20 protein-coding genes are annotated in these 22,459 nt (G+C 59.2%); 17 read left to right on the forward strand and 3 right to left on the reverse strand.

Annotation, left to right across the window (positions count from 1 at the left end; all coding sequences use genetic code 11):
• Nucleotides 1-12 precede the first annotated feature (12 nt).
• From gspG to WDB70_RS00840, 8 genes are read left to right on the forward strand one after another with little or no spacing between them, the layout of a single operon-like run.
• Nucleotides 13-444, forward strand: coding sequence for a type II secretion system major pseudopilin GspG (gene gspG, locus WDB70_RS00805; RefSeq protein ID WP_406665668.1), 432 nt, complete (start codon nucleotides 13-15; stop codon nucleotides 442-444).
• Nucleotides 445-446: 2 nt separating this feature from the next.
• The gene (gene gspH / locus WDB70_RS00810) at nucleotides 447-1,151 is read left to right on the forward strand and encodes a type II secretion system minor pseudopilin GspH (protein ID WP_406665670.1); all 705 of its coding nucleotides are present in this window, start codon (nucleotides 447-449) and stop codon (nucleotides 1,149-1,151) included.
• Complete coding sequence (gspI, locus tag WDB70_RS00815; protein WP_406665672.1) at nucleotides 1,145-1,513, forward strand: type II secretion system minor pseudopilin GspI; 369 nt, start codon at nucleotides 1,145-1,147, stop codon at nucleotides 1,511-1,513. Before gspH ends, gspI begins: the two co-directional genes overlap by 7 nt.
• Nucleotides 1,510-2,238 (forward strand): type II secretion system minor pseudopilin GspJ, encoded by a 729-nt coding sequence (gene gspJ, locus WDB70_RS00820; RefSeq protein WP_406665674.1) that lies wholly within the window; start codon nucleotides 1,510-1,512, stop codon nucleotides 2,236-2,238. The genes gspI and gspJ overlap by 4 nt, the downstream gene beginning before the upstream one ends.
• A complete protein-coding gene (gene gspK / locus WDB70_RS00825; RefSeq protein WP_406665676.1) occupies nucleotides 2,235-3,194 on the forward strand; it encodes a type II secretion system minor pseudopilin GspK in 960 nt (319 codons plus the stop codon). Before gspJ ends, gspK begins: the two co-directional genes overlap by 4 nt.
• A complete protein-coding gene (gene gspL / locus WDB70_RS00830; RefSeq protein ID WP_406665678.1) occupies nucleotides 3,191-4,378 on the forward strand; it encodes a type II secretion system protein GspL in 1,188 nt (395 codons plus the stop codon). Before gspK ends, gspL begins: the two co-directional genes overlap by 4 nt.
• Nucleotides 4,375-4,842, forward strand: a complete 468-nt coding sequence (gene gspM / locus WDB70_RS00835) for a type II secretion system protein GspM (RefSeq protein ID WP_406665680.1) — start codon at nucleotides 4,375-4,377, stop codon at nucleotides 4,840-4,842. Before gspL ends, gspM begins: the two co-directional genes overlap by 4 nt.
• Entirely contained in the window at nucleotides 4,839-5,585 is a 747-nt protein-coding gene (locus tag WDB70_RS00840) for a type II secretion system protein N (RefSeq protein ID WP_406665682.1), read from the forward strand. The genes gspM and WDB70_RS00840 overlap by 4 nt, the downstream gene beginning before the upstream one ends.
• A gap of 53 nt (nucleotides 5,586-5,638) precedes the next feature.
• Here WDB70_RS00840 and yrfG read toward each other — a convergent pair whose 3' ends face one another.
• Nucleotides 5,639-6,325, reverse strand: coding sequence for a GMP/IMP nucleotidase (yrfG, locus tag WDB70_RS00845; protein ID WP_406665683.1), 687 nt, complete (start codon nucleotides 6,323-6,325; stop codon nucleotides 5,639-5,641).
• A gap of 60 nt (nucleotides 6,326-6,385) precedes the next feature.
• Here yrfG and nudE point away from each other — a divergent pair, with 60 nt between their 5' ends.
• From nudE to WDB70_RS00860, 3 genes are read left to right on the forward strand one after another with little or no spacing between them, the layout of a single operon-like run.
• The gene (gene nudE / locus WDB70_RS00850) at nucleotides 6,386-6,949 is read left to right on the forward strand and encodes an ADP compounds hydrolase NudE (RefSeq protein WP_406665685.1); all 564 of its coding nucleotides are present in this window, start codon (nucleotides 6,386-6,388) and stop codon (nucleotides 6,947-6,949) included.
• The gene (gene cysQ, locus WDB70_RS00855) at nucleotides 6,946-7,719 is read left to right on the forward strand and encodes a 3'(2'),5'-bisphosphate nucleotidase CysQ (protein WP_406665687.1); all 774 of its coding nucleotides are present in this window, start codon (nucleotides 6,946-6,948) and stop codon (nucleotides 7,717-7,719) included. Before nudE ends, cysQ begins: the two co-directional genes overlap by 4 nt.
• 9 nt (nucleotides 7,720-7,728) lie before the next feature.
• Entirely contained in the window at nucleotides 7,729-8,043 is a 315-nt protein-coding gene (locus WDB70_RS00860; protein WP_406665689.1) for a hypothetical protein, read from the forward strand.
• Nucleotides 8,044-8,279: 236 nt separating this feature from the next.
• On the opposite strand, the gene WDB70_RS00865 is transcribed toward WDB70_RS00860, so the two are convergent.
• Nucleotides 8,280-8,768: a GNAT family N-acetyltransferase gene (locus WDB70_RS00865; protein WP_406665691.1), complete on the reverse strand. Its 489-nt coding sequence runs from the start codon at nucleotides 8,766-8,768 to the stop codon at nucleotides 8,280-8,282.
• A gap of 58 nt (nucleotides 8,769-8,826) precedes the next feature.
• Between WDB70_RS00865 and WDB70_RS00870 the strand changes: the two genes are divergently transcribed.
• The 4 genes from WDB70_RS00870 (at nucleotide 8,827) to WDB70_RS00885 (ending at nucleotide 18,896) form a co-directional block, all read left to right on the forward strand.
• A complete protein-coding gene (locus WDB70_RS00870; RefSeq protein WP_406665693.1) occupies nucleotides 8,827-9,339 on the forward strand; it encodes a phage tail protein in 513 nt (170 codons plus the stop codon).
• A gap of 12 nt (nucleotides 9,340-9,351) precedes the next feature.
• Nucleotides 9,352-9,852: a phage tail protein gene (locus tag WDB70_RS00875; RefSeq protein WP_406665695.1), complete on the forward strand. Its 501-nt coding sequence runs from the start codon at nucleotides 9,352-9,354 to the stop codon at nucleotides 9,850-9,852.
• Nucleotides 9,853-9,863: 11 nt separating this feature from the next.
• Nucleotides 9,864-10,394 carry a phage tail protein gene (locus tag WDB70_RS00880; protein ID WP_406665697.1) on the forward strand — a complete coding sequence of 177 codons (531 nt, stop codon included), beginning with the start codon at nucleotides 9,864-9,866 and terminating at the stop codon, nucleotides 10,392-10,394.
• A 135-nt stretch (nucleotides 10,395-10,529) separates the two neighbouring features.
• Nucleotides 10,530-18,896: an Ig-like domain-containing protein gene (locus WDB70_RS00885; protein WP_406665700.1), complete on the forward strand. Its 8,367-nt coding sequence runs from the start codon at nucleotides 10,530-10,532 to the stop codon at nucleotides 18,894-18,896.
• A gap of 25 nt (nucleotides 18,897-18,921) precedes the next feature.
• On the opposite strand, the gene WDB70_RS00890 is transcribed toward WDB70_RS00885, so the two are convergent.
• Nucleotides 18,922-19,644: a L,D-transpeptidase gene (locus WDB70_RS00890; protein WP_406665702.1), complete on the reverse strand. Its 723-nt coding sequence runs from the start codon at nucleotides 19,642-19,644 to the stop codon at nucleotides 18,922-18,924.
• Nucleotides 19,645-19,747: 103 nt separating this feature from the next.
• Here WDB70_RS00890 and WDB70_RS00895 point away from each other — a divergent pair, with 103 nt between their 5' ends.
• Together WDB70_RS00895 and WDB70_RS00900 are read left to right on the forward strand one after the other, a co-directional pair.
• The gene (locus tag WDB70_RS00895; protein ID WP_406665704.1) at nucleotides 19,748-21,127 is read left to right on the forward strand and encodes a Na+/H+ antiporter NhaC family protein; all 1,380 of its coding nucleotides are present in this window, start codon (nucleotides 19,748-19,750) and stop codon (nucleotides 21,125-21,127) included.
• Between the two features lies 1 nt (nucleotide 21,128).
• On the forward strand, nucleotides 21,129-22,454 hold the full coding sequence (locus tag WDB70_RS00900) for an SH3 domain-containing protein (protein WP_406665706.1): 1,326 nt from the start codon (nucleotides 21,129-21,131) through the stop codon (nucleotides 22,452-22,454).
• Nucleotides 22,455-22,459 lie beyond the last annotated feature (5 nt).

The following is a 22,459-nucleotide window of genomic DNA, read 5'->3' on the forward strand; positions in this document are numbered from 1 at the left end:
CCGGGAGTCGATATGAAAAAACAACAAGGCTTTACGCTGATTGAAATCATGGTGGTGGTGGTGATCATTGGCATGTTGATCGCCATCGTTGCCCCCAATGTGCTGGGCAACAAAGACAAGGCCATGGTGCAAAAAGCGGTAGCGGATATCAGCGGCCTGGAGTCAGCGCTGGAAATGTACTACCTCGACAACAGCACCCTGCCGACCACTGAGCAGGGCCTGCAAGCGCTGGTTGAAAAACCGGTGCCGGCGCCGCGTAACTGGCGCGATGGTGGCTATATCAAGCGCCTGCCCAAAGATCCCTGGGGCCGTGACTACATCTACCTGAACCCGGGCGAGCACGGTAAATACGACCTCTTTACCCTTGGTGCCGACGGCCAGGAAGGGGGCAAGGATCTTAATGCAGACATTGGTAACTGGAACCTCAAGGACTTCCAGAAGTAACCATGTCGGTACCGGCGAGCCGCGGTTTTACCCTGATTGAAATACTGGTAGTGCTGCTGCTGGTGGGGTTGATGGTGTCCATGGTGACCTTGTCCATGGGCGGCCACAATGCCGGCACGCTGGTACAGCAGGCGACAGAACGCTGGCAGGCGCGGCTGCAGTTGCTGCATGACGAAGCGATCATGCGCTCTGCCGTATTGGGCATCAAGTTTCGCCATGACGGCGGCATTGAAGTGATGCGCTACGACCCCAATGCCGCGGCGCCGGGCAGTGAAGAAGACAGCGATGGCCCGAAAGGTGCCTGGGTGGCTCTGAACGACGATGGCGTGCTGAAAAACTGGCAGAGCCAGCCGGCCATCCACGGCAGCTTGCAACTGGACGGCCTGGATCAGGGCGAAAGCCTGATCCCGGAAGATGCTCTGGCCCAGCAGGATGACAACAACAGCAACGACCGGGATAAAAAAGCCAAACGCCTGACCCCGCATCTGTTCTTTTTACCCTCGGGGGAAGTGCTGCCGTTTCGGCTGTGCTTGTATCGAGTCTATGACCGGGCCCGGCAAAATGGCCCGGACGGTGATACGCAAGTATTGGCTGGCGGCAATCCCAATGACTACGCGGCCCGCTGTATCAAGGGCATGGCCAGTGGCCAGCTGAACATTGACGACACCGAGGCGGCGCCGTGGTCTGACGGGGCGGTGTCATGGTAAAGGCCGGTGCCGAGCGCGGTTTCACGCTGATTGAAGTGCTGGCAGCCATGGCCATCTTTGCCATTGCTGCCATTGCGGTGATCAACGCCACCACCGCCAACATTCACAGCTTGTCGGTACTGGAGCAAAAAACCTTTGCCGACTGGGTGGCCAGCAACAAGCTCAATGATGTGCAGTATCAGAAGCTCGACGATGGCGCCTCTGGTGTCGAAAAGCTCGCTGGCATTGACTGGCACTGGCGTATCAAGAAACTGAAAACCCCCGATAACGGCTTTTATGCACTGGAAGTGTCTGTTTCCCGCCATGCCGATTTCAGCCAGCCCGAAGCCGTAGAGCGGCTCTATCTGGAGTCCGGCAAATGAGCCTTTACCCGCGCCAGCGTACGCCAGGGGGCAAAGCGCAAGGCTTTACGCTCATTGAAGTCTTGGTGGCCATGGCGATTTTTGCCTTTATTGGCCTGGCCGCCTATCAGGTGCTCAATCAGGTGATGACCGCCGACAAGCGCAGCGAATCAGCGTCCGCGCGCCTGGCGCAGTTGCAGCAGGCGATGCTGACCATCGAGCGCGACATGCTGCAACTGACCAACCGTACGGTGCGCTTCCCCGATGGCGAAAAACAACAAGCGGTGCTCAAAGGCGGTTATCAGTTGCTAGGAGGCGATGGTGACGCGGTGATTTTTACCCGCCGCGGCTGGCAGAACCCCGGCGCTATCTTGCCCCGCAGTGAAGTGCAGCTGGCCAGCTACCACCTCAAAGACCACCAGCTGATCAAGCAATATTACTTTTATCCGGACCCGGAAGTTGGCCGTGAACCCCAAACCATGGTGTTGCTGACCAAGGTATCGGCATTTACGGTGCGCTACTTCGACGGCAAAAGCTGGCTGAAAAGCTGGTCGGCGGGGACTTTGCCTGTGGCGATATCCCTGACGGTGACACTCAAGGACTATGGCAAGATTGAACGGCGCTTTGCCATTGCCGGTGGTCAGGGCGTGCGCCAGCGTGGCCGCCAGCAACAGACGCCGGCCGATGGCAGTAACAGCCCACGTACGGCCCGGCAGCCTGTGCCCAATGGCAAGGGGGGCCTGTGAGAAGGCAACGGGGCGTAGCGCTGATCACGGTGCTGCTGGTGCTGGCCATCATTGTGGTGCTGGCGGCCAATATGGCTAACCGCCTTGGTATCAACATCCGCCGCACCGGTAACCAGATAGGCGAACATCAGGCGTACTTTTATGCCCTGTCGGGGGAGGCCTATGCCCGCCTGGCACTGCACCGGCTGCTGAAAAAAGATGACGGCATCTTGGTGGCCGGTGGCGACTGGAGCAAGGCACAGAAATTCCCGGTGCCGGGCGGCAGTATTGCCGGGCGCATTGTGGATGGCCGTAACTGTTTTAACCTCAACAGCTTGGCGGGCAACGAACAGGACGTCAAAGCACATAAAGCGCAATTTATTGCCTTGCTGACCCTGCAGGGCATTGACCGCTACCAAGCTGAGACCATTGCCGCCTCGCTGGCTGACTGGCTGGATGCAGACGACCGCCTGCAAAGCAGCCTGGGCGCAGAAGATGCTGAATATCAGGGGCATAAAGTGCCTTATCTGGCTGCCAATGGCCCCATGACTGACAAGTCAGAACTGCGCATGGTCAAAGGCGTCAGCGCCGAGCTATATCAAAAAATTGCCCCGGATGTCTGCGTCCTGGATAACGCCAGTAACCAGCTGAATATCAACACCTTGCCAGCTAACAAGGCGGCGCTGCTGGCGGCACTGCTGACGCCGATGCCGCTGGACAGTGCCGAGGCGGTGCTGGCATCGCGGCCAGCCAAAGGTTATGCCAGCAAAGAGGCCTTCTGGCAGGACCCGGCGGTGAGCAAGTTACATAATCTGCAAGCGGGTGCACAGGAGAGTATCGTGATCAAGTCCGACCGCTTTTTTGTGCAGCTTGAGGGGCGCTTTCAGGGCCGCCCAGCCTATATGGAAAGTGCGCTGAAAAAGAATGATAACAATAACCTGACGGTGCTATGGCGCCGTCTTGGAGGACGACTGTGAGTAACCTTGTGGTGATCCGCCTGCCACTGGCACCGGGACAAAAGGTCGCCTGGCTGCACTGGTCGCAAGGCGAACAGGTTGTGCTGGCCAGCGGTGAGTTGGCCGGTGCCGAGGAATTGAATCAGCTGGCCGGCCTGGATGGCCGCCTACTGGTGCTGGTGCCGGGGCAAAGTGTTTTTACCGGTGCGCTAAAGAAAACCGGTAGTGGCCGGCAATTTCTCAAAGCCGTACCTTACATGCTCGAAGATGCCCTGGCTGATGATGTCGACAACCTGCACTTTACGCTGCGTGCCGAAGGTGAAGAGGTCTCGGTCATCGCCGTTAGCCACCAGCTGATGGCGCAGTGGCTGGACTGGCTGGATGACGCCGGTCTGACCCCCTGGAAAATGCTGCCTGACTTTCTTGCCTTGCCCTGGCAGCCCCCGAGCTGGTCAGCCATGACCCTGGACGGTGAGCTATTGCTGCGTACCGATGAGCGTCGTGGCTTCACGGTAGTGGCCGAACTCAGCGAGGCTATTGTGGCGCCGCTAGCTGGCGACGATGTGCAACCAGTCGAGGCCTACGGGGATGTGCGGCTGCCGGTCAATTGCACTGTCACCCAACTGGCCGGCGACACGCCGCTGTCAGTGCTGGCCAAAGGAGCACTCAACAGCAGTACTGATTTGCTGCATGGCCCCTACCAGCGCCAGCAAGGTGGTGAACAACCGCTGCGGCGCTGGTGGCCGGTGGCAGCGGTAGCCGCCGCCTTACTGGTAGTTGGCCTGGCCGGTAAAGTCACGCAGTTATATCGCCTGCACCAGCAGCAGCAGGTGCTGGTCAGTCAGATCCGCAGTGATTATCAGCGGTTATTCCCCGGTGAGCGGTTGGTCAGTGCCGGCGCATTGCGGGCGCAGTTGCGTGGCAAGTTGCGCCGCCTGGGCCATGGCAGCGGTACGGATGCGCAGTTGCTTAGTATGCTCAACGACCTGGCGGCCGGTTTTGCCAAAGTGGGTAAATTGCACCCGCAGAGTTTGCGCTTTGACGCTAATCAGGGCGAGCTGCGGGTACTGGCAACGGCCCCCGACTACGGCAGCTTTGAAGCCATCAAACAGGCTCTGGCGGCGCAATATCAGGTGGAAACCGGCGGCCAAAGCAGTGTCGACGGTGGTGTCAGTGGCACTTTGACACTAAGGAGTAAGTCATGATCAAGGCGTATTGGCAGTCACTGTCGGAACGGGATCAGCAGGTTTTACGCTGGGCTGCACCACTTATCGTGCTGGGGTTGTTGTACTTTGCTCTGTGGCAGCCGCTGAATGGCGCCATTGCCGAGGCTACACAACAGCTCAACAGCCGCCAGCAAGATCTGCAATACCTGCGCGAGCAGGGCGGACGGATCCTGGCCAGCCGTCAGGGCAATGACAGCCAGCAACAAGCGAGCCTCACTGACAGAGTCACCCGCAGCGCCGGTGCGCTGGGGATCAGCATCAGCCGTTTACAGCCGGGTAAGAACAGTGTCAGCGTCTGGGTAGATGAAGTGGCGTTTGACACCTTCACCCAGTGGGTACAGCGCATGGAACAGCAGGGGCTGAAAGTGGCGGTGGCCGATCTAACTACCACCAAAGACAGTGGCAAAATACGGGTTCGCCGTTTGGAGCTGGTTGGCGCATGAAGAACCGGATTGGCTGGACTTTGGCGGCCCTGGGGCTCTTTATCGTGGCTTTGCTGTGGCAATTTCCGGCGGCAGTCATCACCAGCCGCTTGTCATTGCCAAAAGGCATGCAATTAGGGGAGGTGCAGGGCTCTGTCTGGCAGGGCCAGGCGGCTACCCTGAGCATCAATGGCCTGCGCTTTGAGCAGCTGTACTGGCAGTTTCAGCCGCTGGCCTTATTGCACGGCAAGCTGGCGGTGATCTTACACACCCGCCCCGGCAGCAGCAGCTTGCAGGGCACATTTGCCAGTAGTTTTGGTGGCCAGCTCAGTGCCAGCAACCTGACCCTGCGGCTGCCGGTGGCACCACTGCTGGCGGGGGTGCGTTTACCGGTACCGAGTGATATTGGCGGTGAAGCCTTGCTGGCGGTTAGCCAGTTCACTGTCGGCCAGCCGCTGTGTCAGGCACTTAACGGCAAAGCGCAGTGGTTACAGGCCAGTGTCTCCAACCGTTACGGTGGTTTTAATTTGGGCCGTATCGAGGCGGATTTGGGGTGCGACAAGGGCGCTGTGGATCTGGCCATCCATGATGACGGTGCCCTGGGGTTACAGTTGGAAGCCCGCTTCGATGGCCGCCACTATCAGGTACGCGGCTTTGCCCAACCGGCGGCCAGCCAGCCGCAAGCCATCAAGGATGCCCTGGCACTGTTCGGCAAGGTAAACCCTAATGGTCAAATTGCCATTGAACAGCAAGGCAACCTGTAACCGCAGCCGCGCTTATCGCTGCTGATGTGGGCAGCGGCACTGCAAACGGCCACCTAGCGTGGCTGTTTTTTTATGTCGCTAAGCAGGGTGCGAAAATCGCTGGTGGCGGCAAAACCGTCGAAGTGCTTGTGCGGGCGCTGGGAATCCGGGTTCATTACCCCCAGTAGGTGGCCGATGCCAAAGCGCTGCGCGGCTTCCAGAATGGGCTGGGAATCGTCGACAAAAAGCGTGCGTTCAGGATTAAAAGCCAGGGTCTGCTGCACCCCTTGCCACAGTTGCTGAGACTCTTTGGAAACGCCGTATTCGTGGGTCGATATTAACCGGTCCAGATGCTGATCGAGGGCGGTGCGCTCAATTTTCAGTGACAGGCTTTTCGGGTGGGCATTGGTCAGCAGTACGACCTGGCGGCCACTTTGGCGCAAAGCATCCAAAAAGGGCAGGGTGTCGTCACGCAGGCTGATCAGATGCTGTATTTCCCGGCTGGCTGTGTCGATATCAATCTTGAGCCGCTCACTCCAGTAGTCATAGCAATACCAGTTCAGGGTGCCGAATACGGCGGCGTATTCCTGTTCAATGCGTTCACGGGCCGCGGCCAGGCTGATGTGGTCTTGCTCGGCCAGCAGCATCGGTACCCGCTCCAGCCAGAAGTGATTGTCAAAGTGCAAATCCAGCAGCGTACCGTCCATATCCAGCAATACGGTGTCAATGGCGTGCCAATCTAAATGGTGAGGGTCAAGCATCTGGTAACTGTCTCTGTGTTTCGGTGTAATGGGGGAACATTCTAAGCCAGCGGTAACACCATGACGAAATCGGCCAAGCTGCCTGAAGTACTGGACGCACGCATTGTCGCAGAAAGTCGGCTGTTCCGGGTTGAGCAGCTGCACCTGCGCTTCAGTAACGGCAATGAACGTATTTATGAGCGAATGAAAGGCACCGGCCGCGGCGCTGTAATGGTGGTGCCATTGCTCAATGACGACACCCTGCTGCTGGCCCGCGAGTATGCCGCAGGCCTGCACGAGTACAGCCTGGGGTTTCCCAAGGGGCTGATTGACCCCGGTGAAGACGCCATTGATGCCGCCAACCGCGAGCTGCAAGAAGAGATTGGCTACGGTGCCCGAGACTGGACAGTACTGCGTGATGTGGCCATGGCGCCGGGCTATTTTGCCGCCAGTATGACCCTGCTTATTGCCCGCGATCTCTACCCTTCGCGCCTGGAAGGTGACGAACCCGAGCCTATCGAGGTGGTGCCTTGGCCGCTGGCAAAGCTCGATGAGCTACGCTATCACCAGGACTTTGCGGAAGCCCGCAGCCTGACGGCCCTGCTGCTGGCCCGCGATTACTTCCAAGAACAGGCCCTATTATGAATCCAGCCTCTGTTAGTGATGACGTCATTGCTCTAGCCCGGCAGGCCGGTGCTGCCATTTTGCCGTGGTTTCGTTCCAGTGAACTGGTCACTGAGCATAAAGCCGACGACAGCCCGGTTACCAATGCCGATCTGGCCGCCAATCAGGTGCTTGTCGAGGGCCTGGCGGCGCTGACACCCGAGCTGCCCATTTTGTCAGAAGAGTCTGGCCATAAACCCTTTGCGGAGCGGGCCAGTTGGCCGGCCTATTGGCTGGTTGACCCTTTGGATGGCACCCGTGAGTTTGTTGGCGGCTCGCCGGATTTTGCCGTCAATGTGGCACTGGTGGTGAATAACGAACCGGTGCTGGGGGTGATCTTTGCTCCGGTATCGGGTGATTTGTATCTGGGTATCAAGGGGGCTGGTGCTTTTAAAAATGGCCATCCCATTCACACCCGGGCGGCGCCGACGCCGCCACTACTGGCTGTATCGCGGCACCAGAGCCGGGCATTACTGGAAGCTCACCTCAAAGATGACCTGCACTATCAGGCGGTGCCGTTTGGTTCAGCCAGCCTGAAATCCTGCATGGTGGCCGAAGGCCAGGCTGACGCTTATGTTCGCCTGGGGCCAACCGGTGAGTGGGATACCGCTGCCAGTTGGGCGGTGGTCAGTGAAGCCGGTGGTAGCATTCTTGACCTTAATGGCCAGCCGCTAACCTTTAATCGCAATGAGTCACTGGAAAATCCCAACTATGTGGTGTTGGGGCAGTTGCCGGTCAGTGCGCTTTTTTAAGAGGTGTGGATGATTCGCCTATTGATTGCGTTAGTGCTGGTGGCGGCTTTGTTGCTGCTATTCAGGCAGTTGCTACAGAATCCGTCACCGGTAGCCCCGGAAGCCGCGTCGGTGCCAGCCAGCGAGCATGTGAAGGCCGAGATCAACGCTGACCTGCTGCAGGCTCAGTGCATCAATGCCATTGCCTTGCGTTACAGCACCAGTGATGGTTACCGGGTTAAGCAAGTGCGTAGTGGTCTTTATCAAGTGACCAGTGCTGGCCACACCATCACGTTACGGTGTCAGATGGCAAAGGATGGCCAGGTGTCACTGCAAGAGCCGTGAGGTAACTGTGAGCACAGTCACAAAGATTACAAGAGGACAAAAAATAGCCTAGTGTAAATTTCCTTTGTTATCAGTATGTTGTGTTTGTTTGCCTGCTTAACGGCCTGAACCCCCCTGTTACCCTGCTGCTCCCTGCATTAACCTTGGATAAATCAACAGGCCAAAGCCGCTTTTTAGCGCCTGTGTATCAATGATTTAGCGCGCTTTGGGGTTGAGTGTTGTTGTTAACAACAAGGTCAGGGACGCCATGTCATCGGCACGTAAAGTGCGTTCCCCCCTGCTTGTTCCTCAAAACCCAACCGTTGATACCAGCGCTGAACATGGCCGCCGGGTTGTACGTGCAGGCTTACCGTTAGCTGCTGTTGCCGGGCTTCGGCCAGCAAAGCCAGCAGCAAGGCCTGGCCAATACCCTGGCGCTGCCAGGCCGGCAGCAAAGCAATGTCGACCAGGTGCAGGCCGGTGCTGTTACGGGCGCTCAGGTAACGGCCGATGGGTTCTCCCGCGGCGGTGATCAAGCGAAACCGTTCAGTGTTGTAGGCCGAAAAGTAATGCTGATATTGCGCGACAAATTGGCTGTGTAAAAACTGCTGCTTCTGTTGCTCATTAAAGGGAAAGGCGGCCAGTTCCTGCTGGCGGCCAGCGGCAAAGAGGATGGCCATGAAGGCATTGTCGTCAGGGGTAATGGCGCGCAGCGTAACGCCTGCAGGCAGTGTAGGTATAAACATGGTCTGGTTCCTGTCCTTGGCAGAAGCGCAGACTAACACGGGATGAAAAGGAATCACCATGGAACCGTATCTCGGTGAAATTCGCATGTTCGGTGGCAACTTTGCGCCAGCAGGCTGGGCCTTTTGTAACGGCCAGATAGTGGCAATCAGCCAGTACGAGTCACTCTTTGCCCTGATTGGCACCACCTACGGCGGCAACGGCCAGACCACCTTCGCCCTGCCTGACCTGCGTGGCCGCCTGCCGCTGCACATGGGCATCTCCACCACTGGCAGCCACTATGTATTGGGCGAACAGGCCGGCGCCGAGGCAGTCACCCTGCTCTCGACCCAACTGCCCCAGCACAGCCACCAGGCCCCGGCGGCCACCAGCGGCGGTGTAGATAGCCCCACCAACGCCTTCTGGGCGCCGCCCAGCGCGGGCACGGCCTACTCCAAGTCGACCCCCAGCACCACCATGGCGCCCCAGGCCCTGTCCCTGGCCGGCGGCAGCCAGCCCCACGAGAACATGATGCCGACTAAGGCGTTGAGCTTCATCATCGCCCTTTTCGGCATCTACCCGTCACCTAATTGAGGAGGATCTGTCATGGCTGAACCCTTTATCGGCGAGATCCGTGTTTTCGCTTCCAGTGTGGTCCCCAAAGGCTGGGCGGCCTGCAACGGCCAGTTGCTGCCCCTGAACCAGAACCAGGCCCTTTATGCCATTCTCGGCACCACCTACGGCGGCAACGGCACCACCAACTTCGCCTTGCCCAACCTCCAAGGGCGGGCACCTGTGCATGTCGGCAATGGCGTCTCCCTGGGCGAAAGCGCCGGCCAGGAAACCCATATCTTGACGGTTCCGGAGATGCCTGCCCACAACCACCAGGTGGTGGCGGACTCGGCTGAGGGCACCAGCGCCTCTCCGGACAACGGTTACTGGGCGGTCAACGCCCAAGTCAGCCCCTATGCGGCCCAGGCTACTACCACCCTGGCGGCCAATGCCATCGCCAGTGCCGGCGGCAGCCAGGCCCACAACAACATGCAGCCCTTCCTGGTGGCCAATTTCTGTATCGCCGTCCAGGGCATTTTCCCGAGTCGCAGCTGAGGAGCGCACAAATGGATTCCTATATCGGTGAGATCCGCATCTTCGCGGGTAACTTCGCGCCCAGAGACTGGGCCCTCTGTGATGGCCAGTTGCTGCCTATTTCGCAAAACACGGCGCTCTTTTCGCTGCTCGGCACCACCTACGGCGGTAACGGCACCAGCAACTTCGCCCTGCCGGATCTGCGCGGCCAGGCGCCTATGCACTGGGGCAACGGGCCAGGCCTGACCCCAAGGGTGCTGGGGGAGCGGGCCGGCACCGAAACCGTTACCCTGATTGAATCCGAGATGCCCGGCCACAACCATCTGGCCCATGCCGTCAATGCCCCGGGGACCGAATCCAGCCCAGAAGCGGCCTATTGGGCCCAGAGCGCCCTTGGCCGCCAACCGCCGGGGCTGTATGGCGGCGGCACCGACAAGACGACCATGTCGCCCCAGGCCCTGGGCGTGACGGGTGGTGGCCAGCCCCATAACAATATGCAGCCTTATCAGGCGCTGAATTTCATCATTTGCCTGCAAGGTGGGGAATACCCCCCAAGGCCGTGATGGTGTGCCACACAGGCCGCTTGCGGCCGGCGATAAACAGCTGCCCCGGTTGGGGCGGCTTTTTGCCGTTCAGGACGAACGGTCATTAACCGCCGGGATTGTGTCCGGTATTGATAAGTAAAAGAGGATAGCGCCATGCGTCGACTGTGGCTGTTGGTGGGAATGTTGCTGGCCTTTAGTGGCTACAGCAAGGAACTGGTGTTGGTCAGTGCGGACTTGGCCGGGCAGGTTAAGGCTAGCCCTGGGCAAACGGTGCGGGTTTTGACTGACCTTGGCAGCCTGCCGGCGGCACTTGATGGCGGCGTATGGAGCCGGGTCAGCGTGGTGAGCCATGGTGCCCCCGGTGAACTGCTGATTGCCGGCCAGCGCCTGGACCGCGCCTTTTTAACGCGCCACCCCCAGCTGCTGGCGGCCTGGCCGCGCCACTTAACCCCCGCCGCACAAGTGGAGCTGTGGGGGTGTGATGTTGCCAGGGGCCAGGGCCAGGGTTTGGTTGACACCTTGACGGCTGACCTCGGCCGGCCGGTGCTGGCCTCCACTGATGCCACCGGCCCGGCCAGCCTCGGCGGTAACCTGCGCCTGGAATATGGCCAGGGCCGGGCGCCGGACAGCGCCCCTGTCGCCCAGCTGCAACAGCTGTTGGCGCTGAGCAGCAGTAATAGCCAGGACTTTGAGAACACCGGCGACACTGACAACACTTTCTACTCCAGCCCTCATACCTTTGGCAGCTTTACCATCTACAGCAACAGCACCGGCACGCCGTCCAACCAGAGGATGTGGTTGAACAGCTCTTATACCCACGTCGGCACAGAGGGACTCTATGTCGCCAGCCAATCTGTTGGCGATCTCACCGAGGTTCGGGTGGTCGGTTCCAGTACCTTCCAGCTCAAATCCATTTGGTTGGGGACTGCCTCTGGCCTCGGCGATCCGACCGCTGTCCTGCACGCCTACAAGGGGGGCAGCGAGATAGGTACCGGCAGGCCGGTAACTGTGAGCAATGCCAGCATCGATACCAGCGGCTACAGCGAATTCCATGATATCGACGAGGTCCGCATTACCGGTGTGGACCTCGATTTCATAATGGACAACATCATGGTCGATGTGCCGGTCACCCAAGACGCCGACGGCAACCTCAGCGCAGGCAGCGGCAGCGAGCCTGGCAGCATCGCCACCAACGCAGGCAGCACGGCGGCGCTGGACTTCACCCTGAGCGACGGTGGCGGTGGTGACGGCCAGGCCATGACGGTGTCCCAGGTGCAGGTGCATGTGTCCGGTACCAGCACCGCCACTGATCGTAGCAATGTCGTCTGGAGCTTGACCGGGCCCGATATCAGCGGCTCTGTGACCGGCAGTTACAGCGCTGGCGTGGTCACCTTCTCAGGCCTCGCTATCAGCGTTGCCGACGGCGGCAGCGAGACCTATACGGTCAATGCCGACCTCGGCCACAGCGGCATAACCGATGGCCATAGCTTTGTCTTGAGCCTTGATGGCGATACCGACCTGACGGTAGGCGGCTCCGGCACCCAGATGGGCACCACCACTGCCGTGAATAACGGCGCGGGCTTTACCGCCAGTGTCGTCGCCAACAAGCTGGTCTTTACCACGCAGCCGGCCGGCTCGGTATCCGGCAGTGCTCTGACCACCCAGCCGGTGGTCCAGGCTCAGGACAGTTTCGGTAATACCGATATCAATTTCACCGGTAACGTCAGCTTGAGTGAGGCCAGTGCCGGCGCCTTGAGCGGCACCACCACTGTCGCGGCCAGCAGTGGCGTGGCCACGTTCACGAATGTTGCTTACACCGCCACCGCAGATCAGCAAAGCTTCACCCTGACTGCCTCAGCGACGGGCCTTACCGATGGCACAGCCAATGCGGTGACTTCCGATGTGGTAGCCACGCAGTTGGTGTTTGCTACCCAGCCGGCGCCAACCAGTATCAGTAGCGGGTCGTCCACCAGCTTCAGTACTGTGCCGGTGGTCAAGGCGGTGGACGCCAACAACACCCTCGATACCGGTTACAGCACCGATGTGGTGCTGGCAGTCAGTAACTCGGCCGGGAGTTTGCCAGCCGGCACCGTTAATACCCTGAGCGGCACCGGGGACACCGACGGCAACGGCATTACGGTCACCCTGACACCCAGCGCCGGCAGCGCCACCTTCAGCGGCCTGGCGTTGCAGTACACCAACAACAGCAGTGTGGATGTGATTGCCTTGCATGCCACGTCCGGCGGCCTGACAGCGGCCACCAGTACTGCCATTACTTCGAGCTCAGGCCCCACAGTCACCGATGCCAATATCAGCATCAGTGGCGCCAGCGGCACCGGCGGGGCCTTTAAAATTGGCGATACCGTGACCGCCACCTGGAATAACACCATCGGCGGAGATAACAACAGCGGTGTGACCGGCGTTACCATGGACTTTAGCCAGTTCGGCGGCGGTAGCAGTGTTGTTGCCAGCAATAGCAGCGACACCTGGACTGCCACCTACACAATCACCGCTGGTAGCATTGATACCAGCAATCGTAATGTCAGTGTTTCCGCCACCACCAGCAATGGCACCAGCACCACTGCTGATACCACCAACGCGACCGTTGATAACATTGCGCCGACTGTAACTGACGCCAATATCAGCATCAGTGGTGCTAGCGGTACCAGTGGCACTTTTATTGCCGGCGATACGGTTACCGCCACCTGGAATAATACCGCTGCTGGCGACAACAACACCGACAGTTTGGCGGGGGTAACGGTTAACTTCTCGGCTTTTGGCGGCGGCAGCAGTGTGGCTGCCAGTAACAGTGCCGGTACCTGGACAGCAACCTATACGCTGCCGGCCGGTACCCTTGAAGTCAGCAACCGCAATGTCTCGGTCACCGCGACGGATAACGCCGGCAACCAGACTACGGCGGCGGATACCAGCAATGCCAGTATTGACACGCAAGCGCCAGTGGCGCCGTCGGCGCCAGTGCTTGCTGCCAGCTCTGATTCCGGCAGCAGTAACAGTGACAACCTCACTAACGACACCACACCGTTACTGACCGGCACTGCCGTTGCCAATGCCACGGTACGGATCTTCGATGGTGCCAGCCAGGTTGGCAGTGGTGTAGCCAACAGCAGCGGTAACTGGAGTATTACCACCAGTACCCTGAGTGACGGTAGCCATAGCCTGACGGCAAAACAGCTTGATAGCGCCGGTAACCTGTCAGCAGCCTCGACAGCGCTGGCTATCACCATTGATAGCAGCGGGCCCAGTGGTTATAACCTGGCGGTATCTCCCAGCCCGGTTAATAACAGCAATGAAACCGCCAGTATGGTTACCTTCAGTAGTGCCGAGGTTGGCAGTGACTACCAGCTGAGCATTAGCAGCAATGGTGGTGGCACACCTATTGTGCGCAGTGGCACCGTCACTAGTGCTAACCAGCAGTTGCCGGCAGTGGATGTCAGCAGCCTGTCGGACGGTACCCTGACCTACAGCCTGACGCTGCAGGACAACGCCGGGAACAGCGGTTCACCGGCAACCAAAACGGTACAAAAAGACACCCAGGCGCCTACCGGGTACAGCGCTTCACTGCAGGGTAATGTCATCAACATTGCCAATCAGAGCACACAGACGCTGACCATGAGCGGGGCCGAAGTGGGCGCCCAGTATGCGCTGACCATCAGCGATGGTGGTGCTAGCCCGGTTAGCCGCAGTGGCACTGTCAGCGGCGCTAACATGACGATCGGTAGTCTTGATCTCAGTGGCCTGGCTGATGGCAATGTGCAAATCAGCCTGACCCTGACTGACACCGCCGGTAATGCCGGAACCGCCTATACCAGCTCGGTGGTCAAAGACACCGTGGCGCCAACACTGGTATCAAGTACGCCAGCCAATAACGCCATCAATGTAGCTCTGCGGCCCAGCCCGTCGCTGACCTTCAGCGAGCCGGTTTTAGCCAGCAGTGGCGCCAGTGACCACCTGACCCTGACTGCTTCTGATAACACTGTTGTCTTTGACAGTGCGGCAGCCAGCAGCGATGTCAGCGTCAATGGCAATACCGTTGCCCTGACGCTCAATAGCGATCTGGTACCGACCCTGGTGCACAGCCTGAATGTGGGCGCCAATGCCCTGACCGATGCAGCGGGTAACCCTTTTGCCGGGGGCAATGTGTTGCAGTTCACCGCTGCCGACGGCAAACCGGTAGCCAATAACGATAGCTTTACGCTGACAGAAGACACGCCGAAACAGCTGGCGGTGCTGAGCAATGACACCGTGCAGCGTGGTAGCCTCAATGCGGCCAGCCTGGTGGTTACCACGGCACCGCTGCATGGTAGCCTGGCGCTGGATACCGGTACCGGGGTGCTGACCTACCAGCCTGACGCTGACTACAACGGCATCGACAGCTTCACCTATCAGGTACAGGACAGCTACGGCTTTACCAGTAATAACGCCACTGTGCAGCTCAGTATCAGTGCCGTGAATGATGCGCCGCGTACCCAGCCAGACAGCACCACAACACAGGTAGGCCAGCCGGTTAGCATTGATGTGCTGGCTAACGACAGCGACATTGATAGCGGTGACAGTGTTGATGCCAGCTCACTGGTAGTAGCCTCTGCGCCGTCGCAAGGTGTAGCTGTGGCAAGTGCTGGCAAGCTGCTGTACACGCCACCGGCGAATTTCAGTGGCGTAGTCTCATTGACCTATCAAGTAGCGGACAACCATGGTGCCCTGTCGCCTGAAACCACGGTGACCATTGTGGTGCAACCTTCCGGGGCACCGGTGGCGGTGAATGACACGGCGACGGTGGCCGAAGACACGGCTAAGTCCATTAATGTCCTGGCTAACGACACCGGCAGCGTTGATGCCAACACCCTGACGGTAGTTACGCCGCCAAAACATGGCCAGGTGCAAGTGCTGGCCGGCCAGCTGCAATACCAGAGCGCGGCCAACTATAACGGTGCTGACAGCTTCAGCTACCGGGTTGCCGATGGCAATGGTGCCAGCAGTAATGTGGCTACCGTCAGCCTGACGGTGACGGCCGTAAATGACGCCCCGGTAGCCAACCCGGATACTGTGGTGGTCAGTGGTACCGCCCCGGTGGATATCAATGTCAAAGGCAATGACAGCGATGTGGATTCACCTATAAGCACCGCCACTATTATCTTGGTGCAAGCGCCCAGCGCCGGTACCGCCAGTATCTCCGGTGGCTTTATACGCTACACGCCGCCGTCATCCGGTGCTGTTAATGACAGCTTCCAGTACAGCCTGCGTGACAGCAGCGGTGCGGTCTCGGCCGCCGCCGTCGTCACCATCAGTACCAGTGCTGTGAATCAGGCTCCTTTGGCCGCAAATGACAGCGCCATAGTGAACCAGAACAGTTCGGTGCTGATTGATGTACTGGCCAATGACAGCGACGCCGATGGCAGCCTTGATGCCAGCAGCCTGAACCTGACCACGCCGGGCCACGGCACGGCGGTGGTGGAAGCCGGCAAGGTGCGTTACACCCCTGACGCGCAATACCATGGCACTGATAGCTTTACTTACCGGGTGTCTGACACTCAGGGCGCACAGTCTGCCTTTGCGACAGTGTCAGTGCAGGTGCAGGTGGTGAACCAGGCACCTATTGCGGTAGCTGACAGCGCGACGGTACCCAATGATGCGCCGACTACGCTCAGTGTGCTCAGTAATGATAATGACCCCGATGGCACCTTGGCGGGCGTGATAGTACGTACCGCACCGACCCATGGCACTGCCGTTGCCCAGTCCGATGGCACTGTGATTTACACCCCCACCAGTGGTTATACCGGCAGCGATAGCTTTAACTACGTGGCGGTGGATGATTTAGGGGCGGTGTCCAATGAAGTGACAGTTTCGCTGAGTGTGTTCCAGCCGAACCGGGCGCCAGTGATCAGCGGTAATCCGGCCACTTCGGTACTGCAGGATAAGCCGTACCAGTTCCAGCCGACAGCCAGTGACGCTGACAGCGACCCGCTGACCTTCAGCATCAGCAACAAGCCGGCCTGGGCTACTTTCGATAGCCAAACCGGTTTGCTGCAAGGCACGCCTGGCAACAGCGATGTTGGTACCGACAGCAATATTGTGATCACCGTTTCAGACGGCAAAACACAGTCCAGCCTGGCGGCATTCAACATCACTGTAGTCAATGTTAATGACCCACCGGTTGCCCAAAACGACAGCTACAGCCTGGCTGAAGGCGGTATCCTGACGGTGCCGGCAGCGCAGGGCGTGTTGGCCAATGACAGTGACCCGGACAATAACAGTCTGACGGCGACACTGGTGAGCGGCCCGGCGTATGCGTCAAGCTTTACGCTCAATGCCGATGGCAGCTTCAGCTACCAGCACAACGGCAGCGAGCACCATAGTGACCAGTTCCGCTACCAGGTCAGCGATGGTCAGGGTGGTGTGGCTGAAGCCGTGGTCAACCTGGCGATCACGCCGGTTAATGATCCACCGGCCTTTGTGTCGACGCCGCCGACAACCCTGGTTGCTGGCAGTACCCTGAACTATGTCGTTGCCGTACAGGACCCGGACAGTGCTCCCAGTCTGACGCTAGTCAGTGGCCCGAGCTGGTTGCAGCTTAATGGCAACACCCTGACCGGCACGGCACCGGCCAGTGCCGCAGGTAGTGATGTACCAGTGGTACTGCAGGCCGATGATGGTCAACTGCAGGTACAGCAGTCCTTCACTGTGAGTATTACCGCGGCCAGCACCAGCCAAATCCGCCTTACCAGCCAGTGGTTGGGGTTACCGGCTAAGGTGCATCAGCCACTGCAATTAACGCTGAGTGTGTTGAACCAGTCCGGCCCGGCATTGAATGATGCCACCGTGGTTGTGCACTGGCAGGGCAGGGGTGTGCCGGCGGCCAATGGCTGCCGTCAGGTTGATACACAGACCCTGCATTGCCCGTTAACCCTGGCCAGTGGTGCCCGTTACCTGTGGCGACTGACCCTGGACACCAGCACGGCAGGTGATCAGTCGGTGAGTGCCATGGTGCTCGGCAGTGACCAGAAAACCCTGGCCAGCAGCCACACTGATGTATCTATCAGTGATGACACTCTCAGCCAGGGAGATATCAACAGCATCATCACCAAAGCTACGGCAATCACCATGCTCAGCAGTGAGGGTGAGCGTTATCTGGCAGCAGGCACAGATGGTCAGGGGGTCACCTTGTACCGTCTGGATAATATGCAGCCGGTGGCGGTCACCACTCTGGATGACGGTGGTCATGTGGCGGCGCTGGCCAGTATCGACTGGAACCATGATGGCCTGAACGACCTGGTGGTTCTCAACCGTGACACTACACAGTCGGCTATTTACCTGAATCAGGGCAGTGAGCAGTTTACGGCCGGGCCGGCACTGCCGGCGGGTAGCCAGCTGCAACTGCATGATACTGATGGTGACGGTTACACTGACCTGCTGATCGGTGTGCCGGGTCTGTACCGCCTGCCGGGCAGTGCCAATGGCCAAAGCCAGCTGCAGGTTGTGCAAGCGACGTTGCCGATCAGCCACTTTAGTGCTGTAGGTCATGGCGGTCTGGTTACCAGTAAAGGCGGTACCTTGCGCTATGGCAGCATCAGTACCGGCGCCTTGAATAATGCCGTGGCTGACAGTAGCGAAGTACTGACCGGCGAGATCAGCACACTGGCTACCCATGACCTCAATGGTGATGGTTTGCCAGATGTGGTGGTGGGCTTGTCGCCTGATGCCGAGGGTAACGGCGGCGGTATTGCCGTGCTGAGTATCGACGCTAATGGCCAATGGCAAATGCAGGCGCAAACCGGTAATGCAGCGGTGGAGCGGGTGATGCTGGGTGATATGAACGGCGATGGCCTCGATGAACTGCTGGTACAGCACCAAAATGGCAGCTGGCAGCGGTTCAGTCAGAGCGGCGATCTGAGGCAGTGGACGCTGGCACCAGAAGCCTTCTATCTCAATGACAGCCTGGGTTTGGTTGCTGATCTTAACGGTGATGGCCTGGCCGACCTGCTGCTGGCTAATACCGAAGACGGCACCTTGGCTGTCTACCAGGGCAGTGCCAGCAACCAGCCGGGGCCGCAGGCGGATGTCTCGGTCTCGGCGACCCTGGGGGGCATGACTCAGCAAATGCAGCGCCAGTACCGGGTTACGGTGCAGAACCAGGGGCCGGCTGACAGCACCCAGACACAGCTGTTGCTGAACATTCCCGAAGGCCTGTTGCTCACTGGCCAGCCTAGCCAGTGTGTGCAAGCGGGCAGCCTGTGGCAGTGTGCTATTGGCGCCATTGCCAGTGGCCAGCAGCAAGCCCTGACGCTGACCCTGTCAGGCAGTGCCAGCGCCGCTGACATCAAGGTGCTGGCTGTGGTCAGTGGCTCGGCTGGTGACCCAGATACAGCAAACAACAGTGCTGCCAATGTCTTTGGTGAGAACTGGACCGCGCCGGTGACGCAATCAAGCAGCGGCGGTGGTGGTAGCCTGGGGTGGTGGTGGTTAGCCAGCTTGTGGCTGATCTGGCGGCGACGTCAGGCATGAAAAAAGGCGCCGAAAGGCGCCTTTTTTATGGCAGTGGTGGCAACTGCCAGTGGCTGGCCAGTTGCTGATAAGCCTGACGTGGCAGCACCACCAAGCGGGGCTGATAAGCCGGCTTCAGCCAGGCAAGTAAAGTGTTCAGAGCCTCACCGGGCATGGCGGTGCAGCCCGCGGTATAGGTGTGGCTGTCAGCCCACTGGTGCAAAAAAATACAGCTACCGGCACCGGGGCTGTTGTCGGGGTTATGGTTGACCACTAGTGCCAGGCGGTAGCGTTGGTCACCGGCACGGTGTAAATCCAGGCGCAGTGGTTCACTGGCACCCCGTACCGCGACTCTACCGGCCACGGCGCTGTCGACCAATTGGTTATAAAACGCCGATGCGGGTACATCCACGCAGTAGTCACTGGCGCTGGCCGCCAGATACGGCATGGCCGTGGTAGCCTTGGCCGCGTACCCAAAAGCGGTGCCGAGGGTGAAGATCCCTGCCGGTGTTTTGCCATCGCCTTCTATCTTGCTGGGGGTCAGTGGCGCGGTGGGGTATAGCCCCAGCCCCCAGGCCAACCCCTGCCTGCCCAGCACCACCGGCGTTGTTACCGGGCCGGGTTGCCACTGGCCCTGTTGGCGTTGATAGGTACGAAGTGTGGCGGTGGTGCTGTGCCAGTTATCGGCCACCACGACAACCAATTGCTGTTGGCCATAAGCGGCGTTACAACAGAGCAATAACAGCAACAATAACCAGGGTAAGCGCATTGTCAGTCCTCCACAGCACTTAACTGTAGGCGGCACTGGCGTAAATGGCGACAGTGCTGGGCGCTGTGCCACAATGGCTTATCAGTTAAATGGAGCTAACTCCTTGCACGCACTTGTGATTTTGCCACCACTGCTGGCTATCGCTTTCGTTTTCTGGAAGCGGGATGTCATTGCCGCCTTACTGCTGGCGATAGTCAGCGCCGAAGGCATACGGCTTTGGCAGGAAGGGCTATTGAGTGTTGGCGCTCTCGGCCAAGACAGTGTCAGCCGGGTATTGGCGGTTTTTGCCGGGCCGGGTAATGTCAAACTGCTGCTGTTCAGCGTGCTGATTGGTGCTTTACTGGCTTTACTGCGCGCCTCCGGTGGTGTGGCGGCAACGGTGCAGAAGCTGGTTGCCACCGGTATTGCCCGCACTGCCCGGCGCAGTCGTTTGCTGACCATGCTGGTGGGGGTGCTGATTTTTGTTGAGTCCAACTTGAGTGTCCTGACCGCTGGCATTCTGGCCCGGGGCCTGTTTGATCGCTTCGGCATGAGCCGAGCGCAGCTGGCCTATCTGATTGACTCCACTTCGGCGCCAGTGTGTATTCTGATTTTGCTCAATGGCTGGGGAGCTTATGTGCTTGGCCTGCTGGCTGGCTATGACCTGGGCGCCAACCCGGTAGCGGTACTGTGGCAGACAGTGCCGCTGAATTTTTATGCCCTATTGACCCTGGCGCTGGCTTTTTACAGTGCTTACAGCGGCAAACTGTTTGGGCCGTTGAAGCAAAGCCAGCAGCAGTTTGACCCGGCCCGGGACGAATTGCATGCCGCCACGGCCAGCAAATCCCGTTACATGGTGGTGCCGTTAGCAGTGCTGATCGGGGCCATGGTGGTCTTTATGTTGATTTCTGGTCAGGGCCAACTTACCGCCGGTGATGGTGCCCAGTCGATGCTGTATGCCACCTTGTGTGCCATTGCCGTGGCATATCTGCTCCTGGCCTTGGGCCGCCATTTCAATCATCGACAGATGGTGGATCTGAGCTTTCAAGGTATGAGTGAGCTGTTACCGCTGGTGGCCATAGTGCTGCTATCGATTGCGCTGGGTAGTAGCCTCAAAGCACTGGGTACGGGCAGTTATATTGCCAGTCTGGTCAGTGGCCATGTGCCGGTAGTGTTACTGCCGGCACTGCTGTTTATGGCCGGTGCGGCGATGTCGTTTGCCACAGGTACTTCCTGGGGTACCTTTGCGCTGTTGATCCCCCTGGGCATGCCTTTGGTCAATGAACTGGCGTTACCACCGGCACTGATCCTGGCGGCCATTCTTGGTGGCGGTATCTTTGGTGATCATTGTTCACCGATGTCTGATACCACAGCGGTATCCAGTATTGCCTCCGGCTGCGACTTACTTGAACACGTGCGCACGCAGCTGCCTTATGCGCTGGTTGCCGGTGCGGGCAGCATTGCCCTTTACCTGCTGGCCGGTGTGCTGATGACAGGAGGCTGAGATGGCAAAAGTGATGTTATGGCTGTTGAGTGTACTGGCACTGCCGGCCTGGGCGGCTCTGCCTTGGGTAACGCCAGCGCAGCTACAGGCTCATTACTGGCAGCAGCGCCTGGCACAGCCAGAGCGGCTATTGATGAATGCCCGGGAAATTGCCCGCTTTAATAAAGCGGCCATGGCCGAGCCCTCCATGGTGGCGTTGGCAGACTTGCCCAAGCAGTTACCGGGCCAGACGGTGCGCCGGCAGATCCAGGCACTTAGCCACCCGGCTGCGCGTTTCAACCAGCAACACCAGCCAATCAACTTCGCGCCACTGCGGGCAAATCTGGCATTGCCTGCTATTGGTCGGACGGTGACATTGCGTTATGCCCTGGTGGTCAAGCGCACCAGCATGCGCACCTTCCCCACAGACCAGCGGGCTTTTAACCGGCACATGGACCAGGACATCGACCGCTTTCAGGAAACCGGGCTTTTTACCGGTGAGCCGCTGGCGGTGCTGCACATCAGTGCCGATGGCCGCTGGGCCTTTGCTCAGGCCTATCATTATCGCGCCTGGGTGGCGGTGGCCGATATTGCCTTTGGGCCGCGCCGGACTGTGTTGCAGTTTGCCCATGCCAAGCCTTTTTTGGTGGTCACTGGCCGCCGCACAGAAACGGTGTATAACCCGGAGCTGGCAGCTGTGTCCCGGCGGCAACTGGCCATGGGAGTACGGCTGCCGTTACTGACTAAACCGCCGGAACAGCTCTATGGCCAGAATACCTACGCCGGCTTTGTGGTTCGGTTGCCGGTACGTCAGGCCAATGGCCGGTTGGCATTGCACTCAGCCTTGATCCCCCGTGGTGAAGACGTACATCAGGGGTATCTGCCACTAACCGGCCGTTATCTCATTGGCCAGGCGTTCAAGTTGCTCGGCCAGCGCTACGGCTGGGGGCATGACTATGACGGCCGCGATTGCACCGGTTTTATCAGCGATCTGTATCGTAGCTTTGGGCTGGTGATGCCCCGTAACGCCAGCCAGCAAGGGCGCGGCAGCTATGGCCGCAATTGGCGCTTTAGTGCCACCACCAGTGTTCAACGCAAACAAGCCCTGCTGGCAGCAGCCAAGCCAGGCACCATGCTTTACATGCCGGGCCACGCCATGTTGTTGCTGGGGCACATCAAGGGGCAAAGCTGGGTTATCCATGATGTTGAGAGCATCAGCTATCGCCACCGGGGTCAGCTGCGCCATGCCAGGCTTAATGGCGTGTCGGTGACACCGTTGGCGCCATTACGGCTGTCTTCTGGCCGGCCCTTTATTGAGGCACTTACTAGCCTGAAAGCCCTGCAATAAAAAAG

This window comes from Gallaecimonas aegicerasi (assembly GCF_045291545.1).
GTDB lineage: Bacteria > Pseudomonadota > Gammaproteobacteria > Enterobacterales > Gallaecimonadaceae > Gallaecimonas.

What these genes read in the sequence shown, in the direction of transcription:
- gspJ (WP_406665674.1), top strand. Translation starts at nt 1,510, where the DNA reads ATGAGCCTTTACCCGCGCCAGCGTACGCCAGGGGGCAAAGCGCAAGGC.
- WDB70_RS00885 (WP_406665700.1), top strand. Translation starts at nt 10,530, where the DNA reads ATGCGTCGACTGTGGCTGTTGGTGGGAATGTTGCTGGCCTTTAGTGGC.
- WDB70_RS00860 (WP_406665689.1), top strand. Translation starts at nt 7,729, where the DNA reads ATGATTCGCCTATTGATTGCGTTAGTGCTGGTGGCGGCTTTGTTGCTG.
- yrfG (WP_406665683.1), bottom strand. Translation starts at nt 6,325, where the DNA reads ATGCTTGACCCTCACCATTTAGATTGGCACGCCATTGACACCGTATTG.
- WDB70_RS00890 (WP_406665702.1), bottom strand. Translation starts at nt 19,644, where the DNA reads ATGCGCTTACCCTGGTTATTGTTGCTGTTATTGCTCTGTTGTAACGCC.
- WDB70_RS00900 (WP_406665706.1), top strand. Translation starts at nt 21,129, where the DNA reads ATGGCAAAAGTGATGTTATGGCTGTTGAGTGTACTGGCACTGCCGGCC.
- gspG (WP_406665668.1), top strand. Translation starts at nt 13, where the DNA reads ATGAAAAAACAACAAGGCTTTACGCTGATTGAAATCATGGTGGTGGTG.
- WDB70_RS00865 (WP_406665691.1), bottom strand. Translation starts at nt 8,768, where the DNA reads ATGTTTATACCTACACTGCCTGCAGGCGTTACGCTGCGCGCCATTACC.
- WDB70_RS00870 (WP_406665693.1), top strand. Translation starts at nt 8,827, where the DNA reads ATGGAACCGTATCTCGGTGAAATTCGCATGTTCGGTGGCAACTTTGCG.
- cysQ (WP_406665687.1), top strand. Translation starts at nt 6,946, where the DNA reads ATGAATCCAGCCTCTGTTAGTGATGACGTCATTGCTCTAGCCCGGCAG.
- WDB70_RS00875 (WP_406665695.1), top strand. Translation starts at nt 9,352, where the DNA reads ATGGCTGAACCCTTTATCGGCGAGATCCGTGTTTTCGCTTCCAGTGTG.
- WDB70_RS00840 (WP_406665682.1), top strand. Translation starts at nt 4,839, where the DNA reads ATGAAGAACCGGATTGGCTGGACTTTGGCGGCCCTGGGGCTCTTTATC.
- gspM (WP_406665680.1), top strand. Translation starts at nt 4,375, where the DNA reads ATGATCAAGGCGTATTGGCAGTCACTGTCGGAACGGGATCAGCAGGTT.
- gspI (WP_406665672.1), top strand. Translation starts at nt 1,145, where the DNA reads ATGGTAAAGGCCGGTGCCGAGCGCGGTTTCACGCTGATTGAAGTGCTG.
- gspH (WP_406665670.1), top strand. Translation starts at nt 447, where the DNA reads ATGTCGGTACCGGCGAGCCGCGGTTTTACCCTGATTGAAATACTGGTA.
- nudE (WP_406665685.1), top strand. Translation starts at nt 6,386, where the DNA reads ATGACGAAATCGGCCAAGCTGCCTGAAGTACTGGACGCACGCATTGTC.
- WDB70_RS00880 (WP_406665697.1), top strand. Translation starts at nt 9,864, where the DNA reads ATGGATTCCTATATCGGTGAGATCCGCATCTTCGCGGGTAACTTCGCG.